This is a genomic window from Photobacterium kasasachensis (assembly GCF_050336885.1).
Classification (GTDB): Bacteria; Pseudomonadota; Gammaproteobacteria; order Enterobacterales; family Vibrionaceae; genus Photobacterium; species Photobacterium kasasachensis.
This window is the reverse complement of the sequence record NZ_JAKJSH010000015.1, coordinates 100,804-121,744: the sequence shown is the minus strand read 5'-3', so window position 1 is coordinate 121,744 and position 20,941 is coordinate 100,804. Positions and strand designations below refer to the sequence as shown.

Annotated in this window: 18 protein-coding genes; 10 read left to right on the top strand and 8 right to left on the bottom strand. The window is 50.0% G+C overall.

Annotation, left to right across the window (positions count from 1 at the left end; all coding sequences use genetic code 11):
- The first annotated feature begins 683 nt into the window (after positions 1–683).
- The 9 genes from L4D19_RS20550 (at position 684) to L4D19_RS20510 (ending at position 10,847) form a co-directional block, all read left to right on the top strand.
- A complete protein-coding gene (locus tag L4D19_RS20550) occupies positions 684–2,129 on the top strand; it encodes a YfcC family protein (RefSeq protein ID WP_428454043.1) in 1,446 nt (481 codons plus the stop codon).
- A 921-nt stretch (positions 2,130–3,050) separates the two neighbouring features.
- Positions 3,051–4,271, top strand: coding sequence for an arginine deiminase (gene arcA, locus L4D19_RS20545; RefSeq protein ID WP_075767061.1), 1,221 nt, complete (start codon positions 3,051–3,053; stop codon positions 4,269–4,271).
- 121 nt (positions 4,272–4,392) lie between these two features.
- On the top strand, positions 4,393–5,304 hold the full coding sequence (arcC, locus tag L4D19_RS20540; protein ID WP_428454042.1) for a carbamate kinase: 912 nt from the start codon (positions 4,393–4,395) through the stop codon (positions 5,302–5,304).
- Between the two features lie 129 nt (positions 5,305–5,433).
- Positions 5,434–6,444, top strand: a complete 1,011-nt coding sequence (locus L4D19_RS20535) for an ornithine carbamoyltransferase (protein WP_428454041.1) — start codon at positions 5,434–5,436, stop codon at positions 6,442–6,444.
- 534 nt (positions 6,445–6,978) lie between these two features.
- Positions 6,979–7,908: an aspartate carbamoyltransferase gene (gene pyrB / locus L4D19_RS20530; RefSeq protein ID WP_428454040.1), complete on the top strand. Its 930-nt coding sequence runs from the start codon at positions 6,979–6,981 to the stop codon at positions 7,906–7,908.
- A 16-nt stretch (positions 7,909–7,924) separates the two neighbouring features.
- Positions 7,925–8,389, top strand: a complete 465-nt coding sequence (pyrI, locus tag L4D19_RS20525; protein WP_160652000.1) for an aspartate carbamoyltransferase regulatory subunit — start codon at positions 7,925–7,927, stop codon at positions 8,387–8,389.
- A gap of 207 nt (positions 8,390–8,596) precedes the next feature.
- Entirely contained in the window at positions 8,597–9,589 is a 993-nt protein-coding gene (locus L4D19_RS20520) for a S1 family peptidase (RefSeq protein WP_428454039.1), read from the top strand.
- Positions 9,590–9,858: 269 nt separating this feature from the next.
- Positions 9,859–10,353 (top strand): arginine repressor, encoded by a 495-nt coding sequence (locus L4D19_RS20515; RefSeq protein WP_160651994.1) that lies wholly within the window; start codon positions 9,859–9,861, stop codon positions 10,351–10,353.
- A gap of 107 nt (positions 10,354–10,460) precedes the next feature.
- Positions 10,461–10,847, top strand: a complete 387-nt coding sequence (locus L4D19_RS20510; protein ID WP_075767067.1) for a RidA family protein — start codon at positions 10,461–10,463, stop codon at positions 10,845–10,847.
- Positions 10,848–10,950: 103 nt separating this feature from the next.
- On the opposite strand, the gene idi is transcribed toward L4D19_RS20510, so the two are convergent.
- The 8 genes from idi to nudF all read right to left on the bottom strand — a co-directional run bounded on the left by idi (position 10,951) and on the right by nudF (position 19,384).
- Positions 10,951–11,478, bottom strand: coding sequence for an isopentenyl-diphosphate Delta-isomerase (idi, locus tag L4D19_RS20505; protein ID WP_428454038.1), 528 nt, complete (start codon positions 11,476–11,478; stop codon positions 10,951–10,953).
- A gap of 103 nt (positions 11,479–11,581) precedes the next feature.
- On the bottom strand, positions 11,582–12,307 hold the full coding sequence (locus tag L4D19_RS20500; protein ID WP_075767069.1) for a 1-acylglycerol-3-phosphate O-acyltransferase: 726 nt from the start codon (positions 12,305–12,307) through the stop codon (positions 11,582–11,584).
- A gap of 151 nt (positions 12,308–12,458) precedes the next feature.
- Positions 12,459–14,723, bottom strand: coding sequence for a DNA topoisomerase IV subunit A (gene parC / locus L4D19_RS20495; protein ID WP_428454037.1), 2,265 nt, complete (start codon positions 14,721–14,723; stop codon positions 12,459–12,461).
- Between the two features lie 104 nt (positions 14,724–14,827).
- A complete protein-coding gene (gene parE, locus L4D19_RS20490) occupies positions 14,828–16,711 on the bottom strand; it encodes a DNA topoisomerase IV subunit B (protein ID WP_160651986.1) in 1,884 nt (627 codons plus the stop codon).
- Positions 16,712–16,853: 142 nt separating this feature from the next.
- Positions 16,854–17,432 (bottom strand): esterase YqiA, encoded by a 579-nt coding sequence (gene yqiA / locus L4D19_RS20485; protein WP_428454036.1) that lies wholly within the window; start codon positions 17,430–17,432, stop codon positions 16,854–16,856.
- A complete protein-coding gene (cpdA, locus tag L4D19_RS20480) occupies positions 17,433–18,260 on the bottom strand; it encodes a 3',5'-cyclic-AMP phosphodiesterase (RefSeq protein ID WP_160651982.1) in 828 nt (275 codons plus the stop codon).
- A 30-nt stretch (positions 18,261–18,290) separates the two neighbouring features.
- On the bottom strand, positions 18,291–18,719 hold the full coding sequence (locus L4D19_RS20475) for a DUF1249 family protein (protein ID WP_428454035.1): 429 nt from the start codon (positions 18,717–18,719) through the stop codon (positions 18,291–18,293).
- Between the two features lie 26 nt (positions 18,720–18,745).
- Positions 18,746–19,384 (bottom strand): ADP-ribose diphosphatase, encoded by a 639-nt coding sequence (gene nudF, locus L4D19_RS20470; RefSeq protein WP_428454034.1) that lies wholly within the window; start codon positions 19,382–19,384, stop codon positions 18,746–18,748.
- 253 nt (positions 19,385–19,637) lie between these two features.
- Between nudF and tolC the strand changes: the two genes are divergently transcribed.
- Positions 19,638–20,921: an outer membrane channel protein TolC gene (tolC, locus tag L4D19_RS20465; RefSeq protein WP_428454033.1), complete on the top strand. Its 1,284-nt coding sequence runs from the start codon at positions 19,638–19,640 to the stop codon at positions 20,919–20,921.
- The last annotated feature ends 20 nt before the right edge of the window (positions 20,922–20,941 follow it).

Here is a 20,941-nt window from a genome sequence, read left to right as displayed (position 1 = left end):
AACCGCGCTTAGAGACCATTATTTATAGGCTTGTTAAGTCAAGCCAGGCTGCCTTATGCATAAACTTCTTCCATGATTTTAATGCCTATAAGCATATTCACCCATTTATTGGCGAAAAATACCCTCATTACCGGATTTAATGATTCTGTTGCTGCATAATCACCCCCGAAAAATGTGAACGAAACCAAAGTTAAACCCAGCCGGGAAGCATAAAATCATCTCGCAAAACAAAAAAACAGACTCGCAGCACAAGACTGTAGAGCGAATAAAATACGAGAGATACGATCATGAGTAAGTTCTATCCCGGCTCCGAGCCAGGGCGCCGACGGCGCACCTTGCAACGCCGCCTCAGAGGAGCGCTCACCTATCAAACCTTGGCAAACGGTGATACCAGCCAGAGCGAAATGCTGACGGCCCATCACCGCCACAGGCCAGATACGGGAAGCGACTTTCTGATGCCAAACCCATACCACTCTTTAGCGAAGACGTCCTGCCAACAAACCCTGTAGGGCACGGATGATCAAAGCGCAGTCAGCAACTGTTATCGATAGCTAACTGCACAAACCGCTGATACCACTTTTCACTGAACAGCTTGTTCAGGGAGCACCGTCATGCCAAGCAAAAGTTTGGCACACAGAATAACCCTTTGTGCTGGCAACAGCCATAAAGGCAAGGAGACGACAATGACGACGCAAACCGTAAACAAAGAAGAAAAAGGTGGCTTCTTTGCCAACTTTAAATTCCCTTCGGCCTATACCATTCTATTTGGCCTGATCGCCCTTGTGGCACTGATGACCTGGATCGTTCCAGCCGGCCAGTATGACCGCGTGATGAACGAAGAGCTAGGCAAAGAAGTACCTGTTACTGGAACATACAAAGCCGTTGAGAATAACCCTCAAGGTGTTGTTGATGTCCTACTGGCACCTATTGATGGTTTCTACGACCATAACTCGTACGAAGCTGCAGCGATTGATGTTTCGCTATTCATCCTCGTCATTGGTGGCTTCCTTGGTCTCGTTACCAAAACCGGTGCAATCGACGCCGGTATCGAGCGGGTAACAGCGCGACTGAAAGGCCGTGAAGAAATGATGATACCGATCCTGATGGCACTTTTTGCCGCAGGCGGTACGATTTACGGGATGGCAGAAGAATCACTGCCTTTCTACACCCTCTTGGTACCTGTGATGATGGCAGCGCGCTTCGACCCTGTTGTCGCAGCAGCAACCGTTCTTCTCGGTGCGGGTATCGGTACCCTGGGCTCAACGATTAACCCATTCGCAACAGTAATCGCAGCAAACGCAGCCGGTATCCCGTTCACTGACGGCATCATGCTGCGTGTCGCAATGTTAGTTGTCGGTTGGCTAATCTGTGTTGCCTACGTCATGCGTTACGCAAAAATGGTACGCGCTGACCAGAGCAAGTCTCTTGTATACGACAAGTACGAAGAAAACAAAGCACACTTCCTTGGCAATCAGTCAGGCGAAATGTTGGAGTTCACGACTACACGTAAAATCATCCTTGCTATCTTCGCCGCATCTTTCGGTATCATGATCTACGGCGTTGCGGTTGCAGGTTGGTGGATGGCTGAAATATCAGGTATGTTCCTGGCATCCACTATCATCATCGGCCTGATTGCTCGCATGAGTGAAGAAGAGCTAACATCCAGCTTTATCGACGGTGCCCGTGACCTACTGGGTGTAGCACTGATCATCGGTATCGCACGTGGTATCGTGGTAATCATGGACCGCGGTATGATCACCGATACCATCCTGAACACAGCAGAGCATGCGGTTACAGGTCTGTCTTCTATCGTGTTCATCAACGTGATGTACTGGTTAGAAATCTTACTGTCTTTCCTAGTACCTTCATCTTCAGGCCTAGCTGTACTGACGATGCCTATCATGGCTCCGCTTGCTGACTTTGCTGGTGTAAGCCGTGACTTGGTAGTAACCGCTTACCAGTCTGCATCCGGTATTGTGAACCTCATGACACCAACATCAGCGGTTGTTATGGGTGGTCTGGCTATCGCTCGCGTCCCTTACGTACGCTGGGTGAAATGGGTGGCGCCACTGCTAGGTATTTTGACGGTCCTTATCATGACAATGCTCAGTGTTGGTGCAATGATGTAATTTGCCTCTCGGCATCCTTACTATCTCGACGAAAACCGCCTTCGGGCGGTTTTTTTATTGGCGATTGCCGACTGCCTGTTGCCTTCTCATACATGGTAAGCTTGTCAGGCCTTTCCCCCTCCCCCCCCCAAAACAAAAAGCATGGCGGCCAGAAAAGCGCCCTAATTGGGCTCATAGCACCGGACATAGCGTTGAAAGGGCATAGCTATTCCTACCGTCATTTTCCTTGAATCGAGCTTGCTGGTCTCACACTGAATCCTGCATCTTAAGGTAGCTTGGGTATATTTGATTTATTCATTTAAATTATCAACGAAAATTAATTGGTTATCATAGTTCAAAATAAAAATTGAAATAAAATCGTTTTACAAAACATAAAAAAACAAGGAGAACACCGTTCTAAAAAAGCACTAAATCGTCACTAAAAATTAATAAATGCAATTAATACCAACCTGTATTAAAACTACAAAAAAGACATTTTAAAAAATAAAAGGAAAAATATTTGTTACCACAGTAGTAACAAATACGATTATTTTAGATAGACAACCATATTAAGTGCATAAGATCGGTATTTCTACATATCCCCCCGGTGAAAAGAAACTGCATAAACTTCCCAACCAAAAAGAAAAACCATTTAAAAACAACAACATACACAAACAAAAGCAATGCATAACCCACAAAGAACACATAAAAACCCAGCCTTGAAAAGAAGCTACAAATGCATGAATTATGTTAATAAAACTGGGCAGTTAAGTTACCCTATTAATAATTAAAGTGTGACAAAGGTCTAAGACTGTAATTAACGAAAGAGTAGAATTAATTACAGAAACGACGCGATGGATTAAATAGTCAATTTAATTACCATCGCCAAAAAACAAATAAGTCGGTGATATTACACTGGCATAAAAATAGAGAGATACGATCATGAGTAAGTTCTATGTAGGTTCTGAAGTAGGTCAATTACGTCGCGTACTTCTTCATCGTCCAGAGCGTGCGTTAACTCACCTAACGCCTTCAAACTGCCATGAGTTATTGTTTGATGATGTACTGGCTGTTGAGCGTGCCGGTGAAGAGCATGACGTATTTGCCAATACGCTTCGCGAACAAGGTGTTGAAGTCTTCCTGCTTCGTGACATGCTAGCTGAAACACTTGCGGTACCAGAAGCAAAAGACTGGCTACTAGGTACTCAAATCTCTGATTACCGTTTCGGTCCGGCTTTCGCCAACGATGTTCGCTGCTTCCTGGCTGACCTTCCTAACCAAGAACTAGCTTCTATTCTACTTGGCGGCCTAAGCTACTCAGAGCTTCCAATCAAATCATCTTCAATGATGCAAGGTATGCACGAGCCTACAGACTTCATCATTGAACCATTGCCAAACCACCTATTTACTCGCGATACATCTTGCTGGGTATATGGCGGCGTGTCTATCAACCCAATGGCTAAACCTGCTCGCCAACGTGAAACAAACCACGTTCGTGCAATCTACCGCTGGCACCCAACCTTCGCAGGCCAAGACTTCATTAAGTACTTCGGTGACGAAGAGAAAATGTACGACAACTCGACTATCGAAGGCGGTGACGTACTGGTTATCGGTAAAGGCGCAGTACTTATCGGCATGTCCGAGCGTACCACCCCACAAGGTGTTGAGCAGCTAGCTTCTAGCCTGTTCAAGCACGGCGAAGCGAAGCAAGTTATCGCCATGCAGCTACCTAAGCACCGCTCTTGCATGCACCTGGATACAGTAATGACGCATATGCGTGAAGATACCTTCTCTGTTTACCCAGAAGTTGTGCGTAAAGACGTACAGTGCTGGAGCCTGACAGGTGACGAATCTGGCGCAGTCAGCGTGAAAGAAGAAGGCTACTTCGTAACTGCTATCGAAAAAGCACTGGGTGTGGGTCAGCTTAACCTTATCACCACTGGTGGCGACAGCTTCGAAGCTGAACGTGAGCAGTGGAACGATGCGAACAACGTACTGACTGTGAAACCAGGCGTGGTTATTGGCTACGAACGTAACGTCTACACCAACGAGAAGTACGACAAAGCTGGTATCACCGTTCTTCCAATCCCAGGTGACGAGCTAGGCCGCGGCCGTGGTGGCGCACGCTGCATGAGCTGCCCAATCGAACGTGACGGTATCTAAGCCGAACGATAAATCCTGAGCAACATAGCTCGGGGGCTAAGCGAAAACGCTAAGCAAAAATAATATGGCCGGTACCAATGAATACCGGCCAACAAAGCACAAAACCAAGAGAGACGATCCCATGACCAAGCAAACTGTTGTTGTTGCACTTGGTGGTAACGCCCTACTACGTCGCGGCGAGCCACTAGAAGCAGATATCCAGCGCCAGAACATTGCTACGGCAGCAAAAACCATCGCGGAAATCGCGGAAGAATATAACGTCGTGCTGGTACACGGAAACGGCCCGCAAGTTGGCCTACTGGCACTACAAGGTCTGGAATACAAGAAAGTAAATCCATACCCACTGGATGTACTGGGTTCAGAAACCCAAGGCATGATCGGCTACATCCTAATGCAAGAACTGAAAAACCTGCTTCCTGAGCAGCACGTTTCCTGCATGCTTACGCAAATGAGCGTGGATCCGAATGATCCAGCATTTGCAGACCCAACAAAACCTATCGGTCCTGTTTACCAAGAAGCTGAAGCGCGTGAACTGGCTGAAAAATACCACTGGACAGTGAAGCCGGACGGCCAGTACTTCCGCCGTGTTGTACCAAGCCCACAGCCTACCGGCATTATCGAAGACGAAGCGATTGCAGCACTGATCAAGCAGCAACACCTGGTGATCTGTACTGGCGGCGGCGGTATCCCAGTGAAGAAAGAAGACGGCAAGCTGGTTGGTGTCGAAGCGGTAATCGACAAAGACATGTCAGCTGCGTTCCTGGCCAAGCAACTTAATGCCGACGCACTGCTAATCCTGACTGATGCTGACGCTGTGTTCCTTGACTGGGGCAAACCAACCCAGAAAGCCCTGCGCAACACGACACCACGTGAGCTATCACAATACGCCTTTGACGCAGGCTCTATGGGACCAAAAATTGATGCCTCTTGCGAGTTCATCAATAAAGGCGGCAAATTGGTTGGTATCGGCTCACTAGAAGCGGGTCTACGCATCCTGAAAGGTGAAGCCGGAACAAATATTGTTGCAGAGTAACAGAATAGTTATTCACAAAAGCATCATAATACGATAAACAATACATAATACAGGCTGGCACACTGCCAAACATAACCAAAGGCAGTGTCAGCTGGCCAGAGAGATACAGATTCTTAAGAGGAAAACATCATGGCTTTTAATCTTCGCAACCGTAACTTCCTTAAACTACTAGACTTCACTCCTCGTGAAATTCAGCACATGCTAGAGCTATCTGCAGAGCTGAAAAAAGCCAAGTACAACGGTTACGAGCAGCCACGCCTAACCGGTAAGAATATCGCACTGATCTTTGAAAAAAGTTCAACTCGTACTCGCTGTGCATTCGAAGTAGCAGCATTCGACCAAGGTGCTAAAGTGACTTACTTGGGCCCATCAGGCTCTCAAATTGGCCACAAAGAATCTATGAAAGATACTGCGCGTGTTCTGGGTCGCATGTATGACGGCATCGAATACCGTGGTTTCGGTCAGGAAATCGTTGAAGAACTAGGCGCTCACGCTGGTGTTCCTGTATGGAACGGCCTGACAGACGAATTCCACCCAACTCAAATCCTGGCTGACTTCCTGACTATGCAAGAGCATGGCCGTGGCAAGCAGCTACACGAAATGACTTTCGCTTACTTAGGTGATGCTCGAAACAACATGGGTAACTCTCTAATGGTTGGCGCTGCGAAAATGGGCATGGACATCCGCCTAGTTGCACCAAAAGCATTCTGGCCTGAAGAAGAGCTAGTTGCTCAGTGTCTAGAAATCGCTGAAGAAACAGGCGCGAAAATCACCATGACTGAAGACGTGCAAGAAGGCGTTCAAGGTTGTGATTTCCTATACACAGATGTTTGGGTGTCAATGGGTGAAGCGAAAGAAGCATGGGCTGAGCGTATCAACCTAATGCTTCCTTACCAAGTAAACATGGAGATGCTCAAAGCAACTGGCAACCCACATGTGAAATTCATGCACTGCCTACCAGCTTTCCATGGCGAAGATACAACAGTTGGTAAAGAGCTAGCGAAAGAATACCCAGTACTGGCTAAGGGCGTTGAAGTAACGGATGAAGTGATTGAGTCTAAGCACTCTGTCGTATTCGACGAAGCTGAAAACCGCATGCACACTATCAAAGCAATCATGGTGGCAACACTGGGTCAGTAATCGACTCTCTTGAGTTTTAAAGATTTGACGTAGAAAACCTTAAAGCTCTTATAATTAATGCCGTCCCTCGGGGCGGCATTTGCATTTTTCTTCATTTCCTTACTGATAGACCTCCTCATAAAGCCCTTCCTTTTCAGCGGGTTATTCCGAATTTAACGCACCGGTTCTGTAGCGCAATATCTGCATAAAATCCCATAAAATGAATACTTTACGCAAACGCTTGCGCTCACAAAAAATGGGCGTATAATCCTTCGCAATTTGTCAGAACAGAGTCGAAAAATGAACCAGCCAGTTAAGCACAACTTGACGCACTATCGCCGAAAATCGGCACTGGTCTCGTTTTTCTGTTTTTTCAATTTTTTAAAAAAAGCCTCCTTTATTTAGGGGGCTTTTTTTTGTCTGTTTTTTGCGTGAGAGCAGGCAAATTTAAACAGATCTCTGGCAGCAGCTTCATTCGAAGAATACATTGGATGAAAGGGCACCAGAGAAAGTTTAGATATATTCATCAGTTATCTATCATAGGGAAGAGAAGCCATGGCGAACTCGTTGTTTCAAAAGCACATCATCTCCATTCCGGAACTAAACCGAAGTGAACTTGAACTTATTGTTGAAACTGCTGGAAAACTAAAAGCAGAGCCAAATCCGACACTACTTAAGAACAAGGTAGTGGCAAGCTGCTTCTTTGAGCCTTCAACACGTACTCGCCTGTCGTTTGAAACGGCTGTTCAACGCCTGGGAGGCACAGTGATCGGCTTTGACAATGGCGGCAACACGTCATTGGCGAAAAAAGGCGAAACCCTGGCGGACTCGGTACAGGTTATCTCATCATATGTCGACGCATTTGTTATGCGCCACCCTCAGGAAGGTGCGGCTCGTCTGGCGTCTGAATTCTCTAACGGTGTACCGGTAGTCAACGGCGGTGACGGTGCCAACCAGCACCCAACCCAAACACTGCTGGATCTATTCAGTATCTTCGAAACACAGGGCCATTTGGATAACCTGAATGTAGCGTTTGTCGGCGACTTGAAATACGGCCGAACCGTTCACTCTCTGACGCAGGCGCTATCTAAATTCAACAACATCAACTTCTTCTTCATCGCACCTGAAATCCTGGCGATGCCTGATTACATCTGCGAGGAGCTGGACGACGCCGGTATTAACTACAGCCTGCATACCAGCATGGAAGAGGTGATCCCTCAGCTGGATGTCCTGTACATGACGCGTGTTCAGAAAGAGCGCTTTGACGAGTCTGAGTATGCCCACATGAAAGCTGCCTATATCCTGACGGCAGACATGCTGGCCGAAGCCCGCGACAACCTGAAAGTACTGCACCCACTACCACGCGTCGATGAAATCACTGTCGATGTCGACAAGACCAAGTATGCCTATTACTTCCAGCAGGCAGAAAATGGTGTATATGCACGTGAAGCCCTACTAGCCCTTGTACTAAACGAAGAACTTTAAGCAGGAGATGACAGCTATGACTAAGGAAACTCAACTACAGGTTGAAGCAATTAAGAACGGTTCTGTTATCGACCACATTCCGGCGAATGTAGGGATCAAGGTTCTGAAACTGTTCAAGATGCACAAAACCAACCAACGTGTTACCGTCGGCCTGAACCTGCCATCATCGGCACTGGGCGCCAAGGATCTGATTAAGATTGAAAACACGTTCATCAGCGAAGATCAGGCCAACCAGTTAGCACTGTACGCTCCTAAGGCGACAGTCAACCAAATCGAAAACTACGAAGTTGTTAAGAAACTGACTCTGTCACTGCCCGAGCAGATCAACGCTATTTTCAAATGCCCGAACACCAACTGCATTACCCATGGCGAGCCAGTCGACAGCAGCTTCAGCGTTCTAACCAAGAAAGACGATGTACAGCTGAAGTGTAAATATTGTGAGAAAGTCTTCTCACGCGAAATCGTTACCGAGCATAACTAACTGCCTCAGAAACGACTTTTCCTGCATCAAGACTAAGAATACCGGCTCACCCCTGAGCCGGTTTTTTTATTCTCACTTCTAGAGCGTTCGGCCCCCACTAATGCCTCTACCTTTGAAAAATCACAACTAAAAACCGACAGGGCTACTCCTTTTATCGATCTCTATCGATGCCACTGCCGGATTCATCGACTTTCAAAGGGTAGCGGCATGAAGTGTGTTGTAGATTTTGGTCTGTATTCCAATTCTCTATTCTCCAGACTTAGTGGAGGTGCACTGGCGCTTGCTTTGATGTCAGGCTGTATCATGAGCAATGGCCCGATCAGCCAGGCGCCGGGCAGCCAGGCCAACCAGATGGTCATGATTGGGATCCCGCTCCTGCTCGGCGGTTTTGGCTCTGCCGTTCCGGTCAACGACGAGTATATGATCACCGCCAAGCATGTTGCCCGGTTATCCTGGGACTTCGGTGTCATTCATCACCCCTATTGCGATCTCGCCCTGATCCGCCGTTCATCAGACCGTATTCCGACCTGGGGACTGATCTATCCGGACCAGCCAGTGTCCCACCACGGACATTCGCTAGTCGGCAACAGTATCAAAGGGGACGGCAAATACCTCCAGGATGTCATCGACACCAATACCGATTGCCTCTACTCGCTCAGTGATGCTCCTGTGATGTCGGGAATGAGCGGAGGCCCGGTCTTTAACCCCGACGGCGAGATTGCCGGGATCACGGTTGCCATCGTCCATAACCCAGAAGATCTGCGGAACCTGCGTCCTGCCGTCCGCTACAGCCAGTTTGTCCCTGCCACCCTTATTTTCGACTGGCTTGATGCGCTGGGGATTGCTACCGCCTCGGCCAGTCCGGCGCTTGCCTCTATTCAGGTATCCCAATATGTCACCGACCTCAATCGTCCCAACCGTCCTGTTATCGATATTGCCAGCGTGACTGACACACCTGACGGACTCCAGGAAACAGATATCAAGCAGTTAACGCCTGTCGATAGCGAAATCAATACGGCTGCAGCGAGCTCGTCGCCGTTCGAAACCTACCGGACACCCATTTCCTCGACCTTCCAGCCGCCGGCCCAAAGGACGGCCCCGGATAACAGTGCCGAGGCACTTTCCGGGCTCAGGGGCGATCCGGAAGCCGGCCCCCAGCTAACCTCACAGCCACAGAAAAAAGTTCCTCAAAATCCGTAACTGGCGCCGAATGTGGCGGAATAAAATTCGTCATATAGCAGAAAAAATCGGCTTTTTATTTTGGTGATTAGGGTCAATAAAACATAATCACATTATTGTTATGATGCTTATGCAAGATTATGCAATGGCTATATTATAACTTGCGTTATGCCTGCCCCGAAGACCATCGTGCAGATGGCTGCCGAAGTACGCACTTCCTTGTCGGAACAAGGCGGGCAATACAGAGAGATACGATCTTAATACCCTATAGAATAACAAAGGAGTTGCCCGTGAATGTATCCGATGTACACGGCGCGATTGATGCACTTTCATCTGATGAGAACATCACTACAGCCTGCAAACGTCTGCTCCAGCAGCAAAGCTTTTCGACCCAGGACGATATCCGCCAGCGTTTGATTGATATGGGATATGATGATGTCAGTCAGTCGACGGTTTCCCGTCTGCTCTCACGACTCGGCGTTGCCAAGGTACCCAATGCCTACGGCAAAAAGGTCTATTGCCTAACGGTTGAAAATGAGCCGGTCCAGGTTGGTTCATCCATTTCCTCGCAGATCGAATTCATTACCCACAACCAACTCGTGGTCGTGGTCAAGACCCATCCCGGCGGCGCGCAGCTTGTTGCCCGCCTGATTGATATCCAGCCTCATGCCGAGATCCTGGGAACCGTGGGTGGAAATGATACGGTAATGGTTGCGCCGAAGGACATTAACCGCATTGAACAATGCGAGCGTGTGGTAAAAGCACGATTAGGGATCCCGGCTTAACCTTACTTACGTGCTACAAGTAACAGGAAATACTTTGACCTAAATTGTTTTGGGCTGCAAACTAGTGCCCTAAACATAGGTTCTGAATGACTTAGTAAGGACAATCAATGACTCAAGTACTACACACAGATCAGGCTCCAGCAGCTATCGGCCCTTATGTACAAGGTGTTGACCTAGGCAACATGATTCTGACTTCTGGTCAGATCCCTGTAAACCCGGTTACAGGCGAAGTGTCTGAGGATATTGCCGAGCAGGCACGTCAGTCACTAGACAATGTCAAAGCTGTTGTTGAATCTTCCGGCCTGAAAGTTGCGGATATTGTCAAGATGACGGTTTTTGTAAAAGATTTGAATGATTTCGCCACCGTCAATGAAGTGTATGGCAAGTTCTTTGACGAACACAACGCCCCTTATCCTGCGCGTTCATGTGTTGAAGTAGCACGTCTGCCAAAAGATGTGAAAATTGAAATCGAAGCCATCGCGGTACGTAAGTAACAGCGTTGGCGACTAAAAGACATTGATGCAAAAAAGCTGTCTGACGACAGCTTTTTTTATACCCGTTACACCGGCAGAAGAAATGCGCTTGCTGAGGAAACCCTCAGCGAACCAGTGTCCGCGCCAAAACCTGCGGGAACCAGGCCGTAAACTGCTCAGGTTCAGAATCAACCGCCTGTTCCAGCTCGGCCTGCGGCCACCAACGGTAACCCATCACCTCGCTGCTATTTGGCTCAATCCCCAACTCGGAGACACAAGCCACCAGAATATGGTCCAGCTCGTGCTCAACCAGCTGGTTATCCAGCTCGGCACGATAGAGAAACGTCGCAATATCTTCAAGCTGGCTTACGCCGGAAATTCCCATCTCTTCGCCAAGGCGGCGTATACCGGCCTGCTCCATCGATTCCCCCTGACGCGGGTGGGAACAACAGGTATTGGTCCACAAACCGCCACTGTGGTACTTGCCCAGCGCCCGCTGCTGCATCAGAAACTCCCTGCCATTATTGGTTTCCCGGTACAGCAACACGGAAAAGGCCAGGTGAAGTGCCCCGTCCCGGTGGGCCTGCATTTTTTCCTGTAGTCCCAGCTCCCGGCCTTGAGGATCAACTAAAACAACCTGTTCTTCGATCATGATATCTATATCTATATCTGTATCTATAAAAGCAAAAAGGACACGCCAGGCATGTCCTTAGTATTATCCAGTTCTGTACTATAGAGGCTATATTATGCCATTTCTATTTTGCAGAACGCTGAACGGCTTCGGCATTGAGCTCAGCCAGTTTATTTTCCATGATTGTACGACACTGGTTAGATAACTGGCGAACATCTTCTTTGGTATACCCTTCAGTCACGACTGGCGGCATTACCTCAACAATCACCACGCCGTTATCCCAGCGATTCATGTTTACATGTTCAGTTGAGCTGCAGACAATAGGCACAACAGGTACGCCGGCACCAATTGCGGCATGAAACGCACCGGTCTTGAACGGCAGCAGGCCACGGCCACGTGAACGGGTTCCTTCCGGGAACATCCATACCGATACCTGAAGCTGCTTAATTTTCTCGACAATCTGGCTGATTGTCCCGGCAGCCCGACTGCGGTTCGCACGGTCAATCAGGATATTGCCCGTCAGCCAGTACAGCTGGCCAAATAACGGCATCCAGACAAGACTTTTCTTACCGACGGTAACGGTACGGGGCATAATGGCACCAGATACCGTGAACAAGTCATAGTTGTTCTGGTGGTTGGCAATATAAATGCTGGCACCGACATCGTCGGCCCCTTCGGCATAGCGGAGTTCCAGTTTAATCCCAAAGATCCGGGCCATTTTACAAAAATGGCGACCCACATTATGAACATTTTTCGGGTTGCGCGGGCTCAGCAAACAGTAGCCACAGCCAAATACAAACATGACAACTGCAAAAATTGCGACAGCGACCATGCGCAATAAAAATATCATGGAACTCTCCTCAGCGTACAAGCGTTCGCTAGTATACTCAGGCAACGGGAAATTACACCCTCTAAGTACACAAATTATTGTCTATGGCTTCAATATTATGAAAAAAGCCCTCAATTTTGAGGGCTTTTGGTATCGATGACAACGGTGGCTGTTATTCGTCAGCCGGCACGTCAGGGTGTTCGACTTCCATCCGGGTCACACGTTGTAGTCCCCGTGGAAGCAACGAGCCCCGTCGACCACGCTCACCGCGGAAGTTTTCGAGATCCGACGGCTTCAGCCCAAGCTTACGCTTACCCGCATAAATCGTGACATGTCCGCTCGCTGGCAGAACAATAAGCTGGGAAAGAAACTCTTCCCGGGCCTTGGAGCGAGCCGCCGGAATATTGATGATCTTGTTCCCTTTGCCTTTACCTAACTGCGGCAAATCTTTGATCGGGAACAGCAGCATCCGTCCTTCATTGGTAATGGCCAGGATTTCGTCACTGTCAATATCATTAATCGGCTGAGGGGCCATCACCTCGGCATTCTCGGGAACCGTCAGCAGCGCCTTGCCACTCTTGTTCTTCGATACCATATCGGTTGTCTTGCAGATAAAGCCGTAACCGGCGTCCGATCCCATCAGCCATAGCTGATCATCGTCCGCCATCATCACCTGGCGCATACTCGAGCCCGGCGTCAGGTTAAGACGACCAGTAATCGGCTCGCCCTGGCTTCGCGCCGATGGCAGGCTATGGGACTCCAGCGCATAGCTGCGACCATCCGTGCCGAGGAAAATCGCCGGCAGGTTACTCTTGCCACGGGCATGGGCCAGATAGCCGTCACCGGATTTATAGCTCAGCGAGGTCGGATCCACCTCATGGCCCTTGGCATGACGGATCCAGCCTTTCTCCGACAGTACCACCGTGATGGCTTCGCTTGGCACAAGATCGCGCTCGGTCAGCGCCTTGGCCTCGGCACGTTCAACCAGCGGCGAGCGACGATCATCGCCGTATTTCTCGGCATCGGCCAGCAGCTCTTTCTTAATCAGGGTATTGAGACGACGCTCTGATCCCAGCAGCTTTTCAAGCTTCTCACGCTCTTTCGATAGCTCGTCCTGCTCGCCGCGGATCTTGATTTCTTCCAGCTTCGCCAACTGGCGCAGCTTGATTTCCAGAATCGCATCAGCCTGGGTTACACTTAAGTCAAAGCGCGACATCAGCTCGGCTTTCGGATCATCCTCGGTACGGATGATCTCAATCACCTCGTCAATGTTCAGGTACGCAGCCAGCAAACCTTCGAGGATATGCAGGCGGGCAATCACTTTATCCAAACGGAACTGGAGGCGACGGCGAACCGTGTCACGACGGAACGCTAGCCACTCGGTAACAATCTGAACCAGCCCCTTCACCTGCGGGCGCCCATCAAGGCCCAGCATATTGAGGTTAACCCTGAAGCTCTTCTCCAGATCCGTAGAAGCAAACAGGTGATTCATCAGCTGTTCGCAGTCAATACGGTTTGAACGCGGAACAATCACGATACGGGTCGGGTTCTCGTGATCGGACTCATCACGCAGATCATCGACCATCGGCAGCTTCTTGGCCCGCATTTGTGCGGCAATCTGCTCAAGCAGCTTCGAGCCGGAAACCTGATGCGGCAACGCCGTGATCACGATATCACCGTTTTCCTTGTGCCAGACGGCACGCATCTTAATGCTGCCGCGACCGGTACGATAAACTTTCTTCAGATCACTCTTAGGCGTAATGATCTCTGCTTCTGTCGGATAGTCCGGCCCCTGGACAATCGTCATCAGCTCATCCAGATCGGCTTTTGGGTTCTCGATCAGATGCACAGCCGCATTGGCCACCTCACGGGCATTGTGCGGCGGGATATCCGTCGCCATACCAACGGCGATACCGGTTACCCCGTTCAACAGGATATGCGGCAAGCGGGCCGGCAACATCTTCGGCTCTTTCATTGTACCGTCGAAGTTAGGTACCCAGTCGGCCGTGCCCTGTCCCAGTTCACCGAGTAAAACCTCGGAGAAACGTGACAGGCGCGATTCGGTATAACGCATTGCCGCGAACGATTTCGGATCATCCGGTGCACCCCAGTTCCCCTGCCCGTCCACCAGCGGGTAACGGTAGGAGAACGGCTGCGCCATCAGTACCATGGCTTCGTAACAGGCGGAATCACCATGAGGATGATACTTACCCAGTACGTCACCGACAGTACGGGCCGACTTCTTGTATTTAGCCGTCGCTGACAGGCCAAGTTCTGACATTGCGTAGATAATACGGCGCTGTACAGGTTTCAGGCCATCACCAATAAACGGCAGGGCACGATCCATGATTACGTACATGGAGTAATTGAGATAAGCGTCTTCGGTAAACTTCCTCAGCGGGAGCTGTTCAACGCCGTCCATTGAGACATCAGTCATCGTTGGGTATTCCGTTCAATCATTCTTTGCTACCGCCCGCCATCAGCAGGCAATAGCCATCATATTTTGAGAAGGTCGAGGCTTTATGGCCTAGATAACGAGGCTTACACCTCAGCCATATCACCTTTATCCTGCAGCCAGTAACGACGGTCTTCCGCCCGCTTCTTGCCCAGCAGCATGTCCATCATTTCATTGGTCTGCTGATCATCATCAATGGTTAGCTGAACCAGACGGCGGGTATTCGGATCCATGGTGGTTTCACGCAGCTGAAGCGGGTTCATCTCACCCAGACCTTTAAATCGCTGGACATTGATCTTGCCTCGTTTGCTGCTCAGGCGCTCGATAATGCCATCTTTTTCGGCCTCATCCAGTGCGTAGTAAACTTCCTTGGCCAGGTCAATCCGGTATAGCGGCGGCATGGCAATATAGACATGGCCTGCACGCACCAGTGCCTCGAAGTGCTTCATAAACAGCGCACACAGCAGAGTTGCAATGTGCAAACCATCGGAGTCCGCATCCGCGAGGACGCAGATTTTACCGTAGCGCAGTCCGCTCAGATCATCACTGTCAGGGTCAATACCCAGCGCGACAGAAATATCATGGACCTCTTGTGAGGCCAGTACCTGATCGGCCGAGACTTCCCAGGTATTCAGGATCTTACCACGCAACGGCATGATAGCCTGGAACATCCGGTCACGAGCCTGCTTGGCCGATCCACCCGCCGAATCCCCTTCCACCAAAAACAGTTCAGTACGGTTTAGATCCTGCTGCGAACAGTCTGCCAACTTGCCCGGTAAGGCAGGTCCGGAAGCAATTTTCTTACGAACCACTTTCTTGCTGGCACGCATACGGCGATGGGCGTTAGCAATACACACCTCAGCCAGCTGTTCGGCCAGCTGAGGACGCTCGTTCAGCCACAGGCTGAAGGCATCTTTCACCACCCCGGAAACAAACGCCGCGCACTGACGCGAGGACAGACGCTCTTTGGTCTGGCCGGCAAACTGCGGATCCTGCATTTTCACTGACAGTACGTAGGCACAACGCTCCCAGATATCATCTGCCGTCAGCTTGACACCGCGTGGCAGCATATTACGGAACTCACAGAATTCTCGCATCGCATCCAGCAGGCCTTGGCGCAGGCCGTTGACATGGGTACCACCCTGCGCTGTCGGGATCAGGTTAACGTAACTTTCGGTGATCAGCTCGCCGCCTTCCGGCAGCCACAGCAATGCCCAGTCAGCCGCTTCAGTCTGGCCGCTAAACACTCCGGTAAACGGCTCTTCCGGAAGTAAGGTGTAGCCCTTAACGCCTTCGGCAAGATAGTCCTTCAAGCCATCTTCATAGCACCAGCGCAGGGTTTCATCGGTGTTCTTATCCGTAAAGACGATCTCAAGCCCCGGGCATAAGACCGCTTTGGCTTTTAAATTGCTTTTTAAGCGGGATACCGAGAATTTCGGGCTATCAAAATATGTCGCGTTCGGCCAGAAATGTACCCGTGTTCCCTTGGCACGACGGCCGCAAGTACCTATCACCTCTAGCTCGGATACCTTGTCGCCGTTTTCGAACGCAATTTGGTACATCTGACCATCACGCTTCACGGTTACTTCGACACGTGTCGACAGGGCATTCACCACCGAAATACCAACCCCGTGCAAACCACCGGAGAACTGGTAGTTCTTGCCGGAGAACTTACCACCGGCATGCAGCTTACAGAGGATCAGCTCAACGCCTGATACCCCTTCTTCCGGGTGAATGTCCACCGGCATACCACGGCCGTCATCAATGACCTCTAGGGACTGATCCGCATGGAGGATGACTTCAACTTTGCGGGCATGGCCGGCCAATGCTTCATCGACACTGTTATCGATAACCTCTTGGCCGAGGTGGTTAGGCCTGACCGTATCGGTGTACATGCCGGGACGGCGGCGTACTGGCTCAAGGCCATTGAGAACCTCAATGGCTCCAGCGTTATAGCTTTGATCTGTCATATTACGGAAGTTTACGAGAAAATTTTTGCCACAATAGTCAGTAACCCCAGCCCGGTTGTCAAGCTGAGGTCGAGGATAATGCCCACAATTGTGAGTCCGGCTCCATCACCCGTCACTCGACGGTTGCCCGCCTGGCAACGGTTTAGAGCCCTAAAAACTTAATGATTTCAGCGGGGAAACGGTCAAAACCGATAAAACTGTGATCGCCTTCGGGCTCCACGGTTTGCTTACAGGCGGCATATTTAGCCACGGCCTGACGGTAATCGAGAACTTCATCACCTTCTTGCTGCATCAGCCAAAACAGCTCTGGTGTCGCTATTTCCGGCACATCCATCTGCTTTAGCTCTTCCATATGCCTGGCCTCAAGCAGGTAACGCTCGCCAGTATAGGGATTTTCCTGTTCCCCCAGGTAATCTACCAATAACTCATACGGCTTGACGGCAGGATTAACGACTACGGCCGGGAGTTGGTAGCGATGATTGAGCCAGGTTGAAATGTAGCCCCCCAGCGAGCTGCCGACTAACCCAATCTGGTGATCCTGCCGCAGCGAGCAAACAAGATCATCAATAAAAGTTGCTGCCTCGGCCGGATAGCACGGCATTTGCGGGATCTCTACGCGAATATCCGGACGGTGCTGACGACAATACTCCGCCATCTCCGTCGCTTTCAGTGATTTCGGAGAGCTATTAAAGCCATGGATATAAAGCAATAGCGGTTTCATCTAGTAGCCGCCTGCATCGAACTGGGGTGCAAAACACTCTCCCTGCAACCGGGAAACCGAGGTTACCACCCGGCCATCGGCCATGAGCTCAAGGTAACGCCAGCCCGGATTAAGCTTGTCCAGCGCAAAGTCGTTAGAATCAGGCTGAAACTGAATACAGGTCGACGGTGTCGCCAGTACCCGTACCCCGTGGTAGAGGCGATCCAGCTCCTGATGAATATGACCGCACAATACAGCCTTTACCTGCTGTGGGTATTTGTCCACAACCAGCCAGAATGCATCGGCATTATGCAATTTATGCTGATCCAGCCAGGCACTGCCAGCCTCCAGCGGATGATGATGCAACAATACCAGTGCATGACGCTGAGGCTGGGATGCCAGCGCCTCATCCAGCATCGCTAGCTGCGCATCGCTCAGCTCCCCGTGCGGGACACCCTGAACCTGGCTGTCTAGCAGGATCACCTGCCAGTGCTCGCCAGCCAGTACCTGCTGGCAAGGCTTGATTTGCGGAGACGGCAACACCGAGGACATGCTCGGCTGATAGTCATGATTGCCCGGCAGCCAGAAACAGGGCTGCGACCAGCGCGAGATACCGTCGCTGAAACGCTGATAAGACCGTTCGCTATGGTCCTGAGAGATATCACCGGTTGCAACCACAGCATCAAACGGACGCGCAGCCGCATCAACAGCATCCATTACGGCATGAAAGCTGTCTTTGGTCGCGACACCCAGCAGGCTACCTGCCTCATTGGCAAATAGATGGGTATCGGTAATTTGGAGGAGAACCACACTGTCTGGGTTCGTCTGAGGCAGAGAATACATCTGCAAAACGTCAAAAACCTTGTTTATCTAATACTGTTAACAAACCGATTGTTTGCTGATCCCATTTTTCAGGCAATAGGCCAGCCAGTCACCCAAAAAGCGGTTCACTTGATGCTTTTCATCTTTCTGGTGCATCCGCAAATTTGGGTAATCATACCTCGGCTTAAGCCGAGAAATCTGCTGAGCGGTACACACTTCTGCCACTCTGGCATCGTGGTATAACCGCACAGTCAGTCGGGGGATCAAATAATCCGGAAGCTCCCCGTCAGCACGCTGCCACAGCTCGATCACTGTGGTGTAGCGGGTCGACTCCGTGATTCGCAACTGGTACTCGTGCTCGAAAACCTTATATACGCACTCGTCTCCCACCGTGTCTGTTTTTGGCAGTAATGGGAGCAACTTCGCATAGTTAGTTTCATACAAACGCATGATGCCTGCAAAATCAACGGTATATCTTTTATTCAATCGGTGTCCTTAAACCAATGGACTGGTTATTGAGCCTGAGCCTGTAATCTTAAATAGTTTAGCTGCAACCATTGTAGCGCAATGATTGAGGCTGCATTCTCAATTTTACCAGATTCAATCCACTGGTATGCTTCCTGTCGAGATACCACATGCACCCGAATGTCTTCGCCTTCATGGGCCAGGCCATGAATCCCCTGGGCCTTGGTGCTATCGACACGGCCGACAAAGACATCAAGCATTTCGGAACAACCACCGGAGCTCGACAGATAGCGGGTAATTTTTTCCAGCTGGGTCACTGTCACGCCAGCTTCCTCTACGGCCTCGCGACTCACCACATTCTCGGCGGTCTCGCTCGGCTCGATAATGCCGGCCACAATTTCCAGCTGCCAGGGCGAGCAATCTGCCGCCATAGCGCCGACTCGAAACTGTTCGACCAACACCACATTATCTTCAACTGGATCATAAGGTAACAAAGCAGCGGCATGACCACGCTCGAACAACTCCCGTTCAAGCGGCTCGCTCCAGCCTCCGGCAAAAAGTTTATGGCGAAAACGATATTTCACCATGCTGAAATATCCCTGATACAGCGTCTCCGTCGACAAAACTTCAACATCATCTTTGCTATAAACATCCGGCGCAGAGCCTGAAGGCAACTCGTTACTCATTATGTTATCTCCCTTTGCTCTATATCTTTTCATTCAAAATGGCTGGCAGCAATGATTTAATTCAACATTTATGACAAATATTATGATTTTATTTAAGTCCAATTTTGTAGTTGGATAGATTACAATCACATATGATTAAGTAAACAGCGTAAAACTAAGTAAAAATGAACAACGATCAGTTTCAGGCAAGGTTTCTTCGGATAGACTGATTGCTTTGATCTCTTTTTTTTTGTCAGGACCAGGAAAGGCATCCATGAAAAAATTGCTTCCGCTTATTATTAGCGTTGCGCTTGGCGGTTTCAGCCAGGCAGCACTGGCTGATGATTTAGCCGATATCTACCAACAAGCCAAACAAAATGATCCTCAGCTGCTTCGTGCTGCAGCCGATAAAGACGCAGCATTTGAAAAGATTAATTCATCACGCAGTGCACTGTTGCCGCAAATTGATCTAGATGCGGGTTATGGCATATCACGCATGGACGGTGATGCCGACGGCCTTAGTGGCAAGCTGAGTCTAAGCCAATCACTGTATAATCGCTCCAGTTGGGTAAGCCTCGACATCACTGAGAAAGAGGCTCGTCAGAGAGATGCCGCCTACGCGAGCTCTCAGCAAGGGCTGATCCTACGTGTTTCCGAAGCTTACTTTGCTGTATTGCGTGCCATGGATGACCTTGAGTTTGTCCGTGCCGAAAAAGCCGCGGTCGGTCGTCAGCTTGAGCAAACCAAACAGCGCTTCGAAGTTGGTTTGTCGGCAATCACCGATGTGCATGATGCCCAGGCTCAGTACGATAGCGTACTGGCCGATGAGATCCTGAATGAAAATGAGCTGACCAACAGCTATGAAGGGTTGCGCGAGATCACTGGCCAGGAGCATACCGACCTGAGTATCCTTGATACCGGCCGCTTCTCAGCCAGCCGTCCGCAAGGCAAGGTTCTGGAACTAATTAAAGATGCCGAAACCGAAAACCTCAGCTTACTGACCTCACGTATTGCACAAGACATCGCCCGCGATCAGATTGCACTTGCTGAGTCCGGCCATTTGCCAACTCTGTCATTCACTACCGACTACAGCTACGACGACAAGAACCCAGCAACCGATGACGGTACGCTAAATGCAGGTATCAACCTAAACCTGCCACTCTACACCGGTGGCCGCGTGACCTCTGAAGTCAAGCAGGCGCAATTCTCCTATGTCTCTTCCAGCGAAAAGCTAGAGGAAGACTACCGTAGCGTCGTCAAGGATGTCCGCGCCTTCTACAACAACATCAACGCTTCTATCGGTGCCCTTCGTGCTTACCAGCAGTCAGTAATTTCTGCCAAGTCTGCACTTGAAGCGACCGAAGCCGGTTTTGATGTCGGTACCCGTACTATTGTTGACGTGCTGGATGCAACCCGCCGTCTGTACGATGCCAACCGTCAGCTAGCCAACGCTCGCTATGACTACATCATCAATCAGCTAAGGCTGAAACAGGCTGTCGGCTCCCTCAACGAGCAAGACGTTGTGGACGTTAATACCGGCCTGATGGCAGCCAAATAACCGGCTACATCATAGGTATC

Excerpts from the sequence above, each read along its gene's own strand:
- L4D19_RS20520 (WP_428454039.1), top strand. The coding sequence starts at position 8,597 with ATGAAGTGTGTTGTAGATTTTGGTCTGTATTCCAATTCTCTATTCTCC.
- pyrB (WP_428454040.1), top strand. The coding sequence starts at position 6,979 with ATGGCGAACTCGTTGTTTCAAAAGCACATCATCTCCATTCCGGAACTA.
- tolC (WP_428454033.1), top strand. The coding sequence starts at position 19,638 with ATGAAAAAATTGCTTCCGCTTATTATTAGCGTTGCGCTTGGCGGTTTC.
- nudF (WP_428454034.1), bottom strand. The coding sequence starts at position 19,384 with ATGAGTAACGAGTTGCCTTCAGGCTCTGCGCCGGATGTTTATAGCAAA.
- L4D19_RS20550 (WP_428454043.1), top strand. The coding sequence starts at position 684 with ATGACGACGCAAACCGTAAACAAAGAAGAAAAAGGTGGCTTCTTTGCC.
- parE (WP_160651986.1), bottom strand. The coding sequence starts at position 16,711 with ATGACAGATCAAAGCTATAACGCTGGAGCCATTGAGGTTCTCAATGGC.
- pyrI (WP_160652000.1), top strand. The coding sequence starts at position 7,925 with ATGACTAAGGAAACTCAACTACAGGTTGAAGCAATTAAGAACGGTTCT.
- parC (WP_428454037.1), bottom strand. The coding sequence starts at position 14,723 with ATGACTGATGTCTCAATGGACGGCGTTGAACAGCTCCCGCTGAGGAAG.
- L4D19_RS20510 (WP_075767067.1), top strand. The coding sequence starts at position 10,461 with ATGACTCAAGTACTACACACAGATCAGGCTCCAGCAGCTATCGGCCCT.
- L4D19_RS20500 (WP_075767069.1), bottom strand. The coding sequence starts at position 12,307 with ATGATATTTTTATTGCGCATGGTCGCTGTCGCAATTTTTGCAGTTGTC.
- arcC (WP_428454042.1), top strand. The coding sequence starts at position 4,393 with ATGACCAAGCAAACTGTTGTTGTTGCACTTGGTGGTAACGCCCTACTA.
- arcA (WP_075767061.1), top strand. The coding sequence starts at position 3,051 with ATGAGTAAGTTCTATGTAGGTTCTGAAGTAGGTCAATTACGTCGCGTA.
- L4D19_RS20535 (WP_428454041.1), top strand. The coding sequence starts at position 5,434 with ATGGCTTTTAATCTTCGCAACCGTAACTTCCTTAAACTACTAGACTTC.
- yqiA (WP_428454036.1), bottom strand. The coding sequence starts at position 17,432 with ATGAAACCGCTATTGCTTTATATCCATGGCTTTAATAGCTCTCCGAAA.
- idi (WP_428454038.1), bottom strand. The coding sequence starts at position 11,478 with ATGATCGAAGAACAGGTTGTTTTAGTTGATCCTCAAGGCCGGGAGCTG.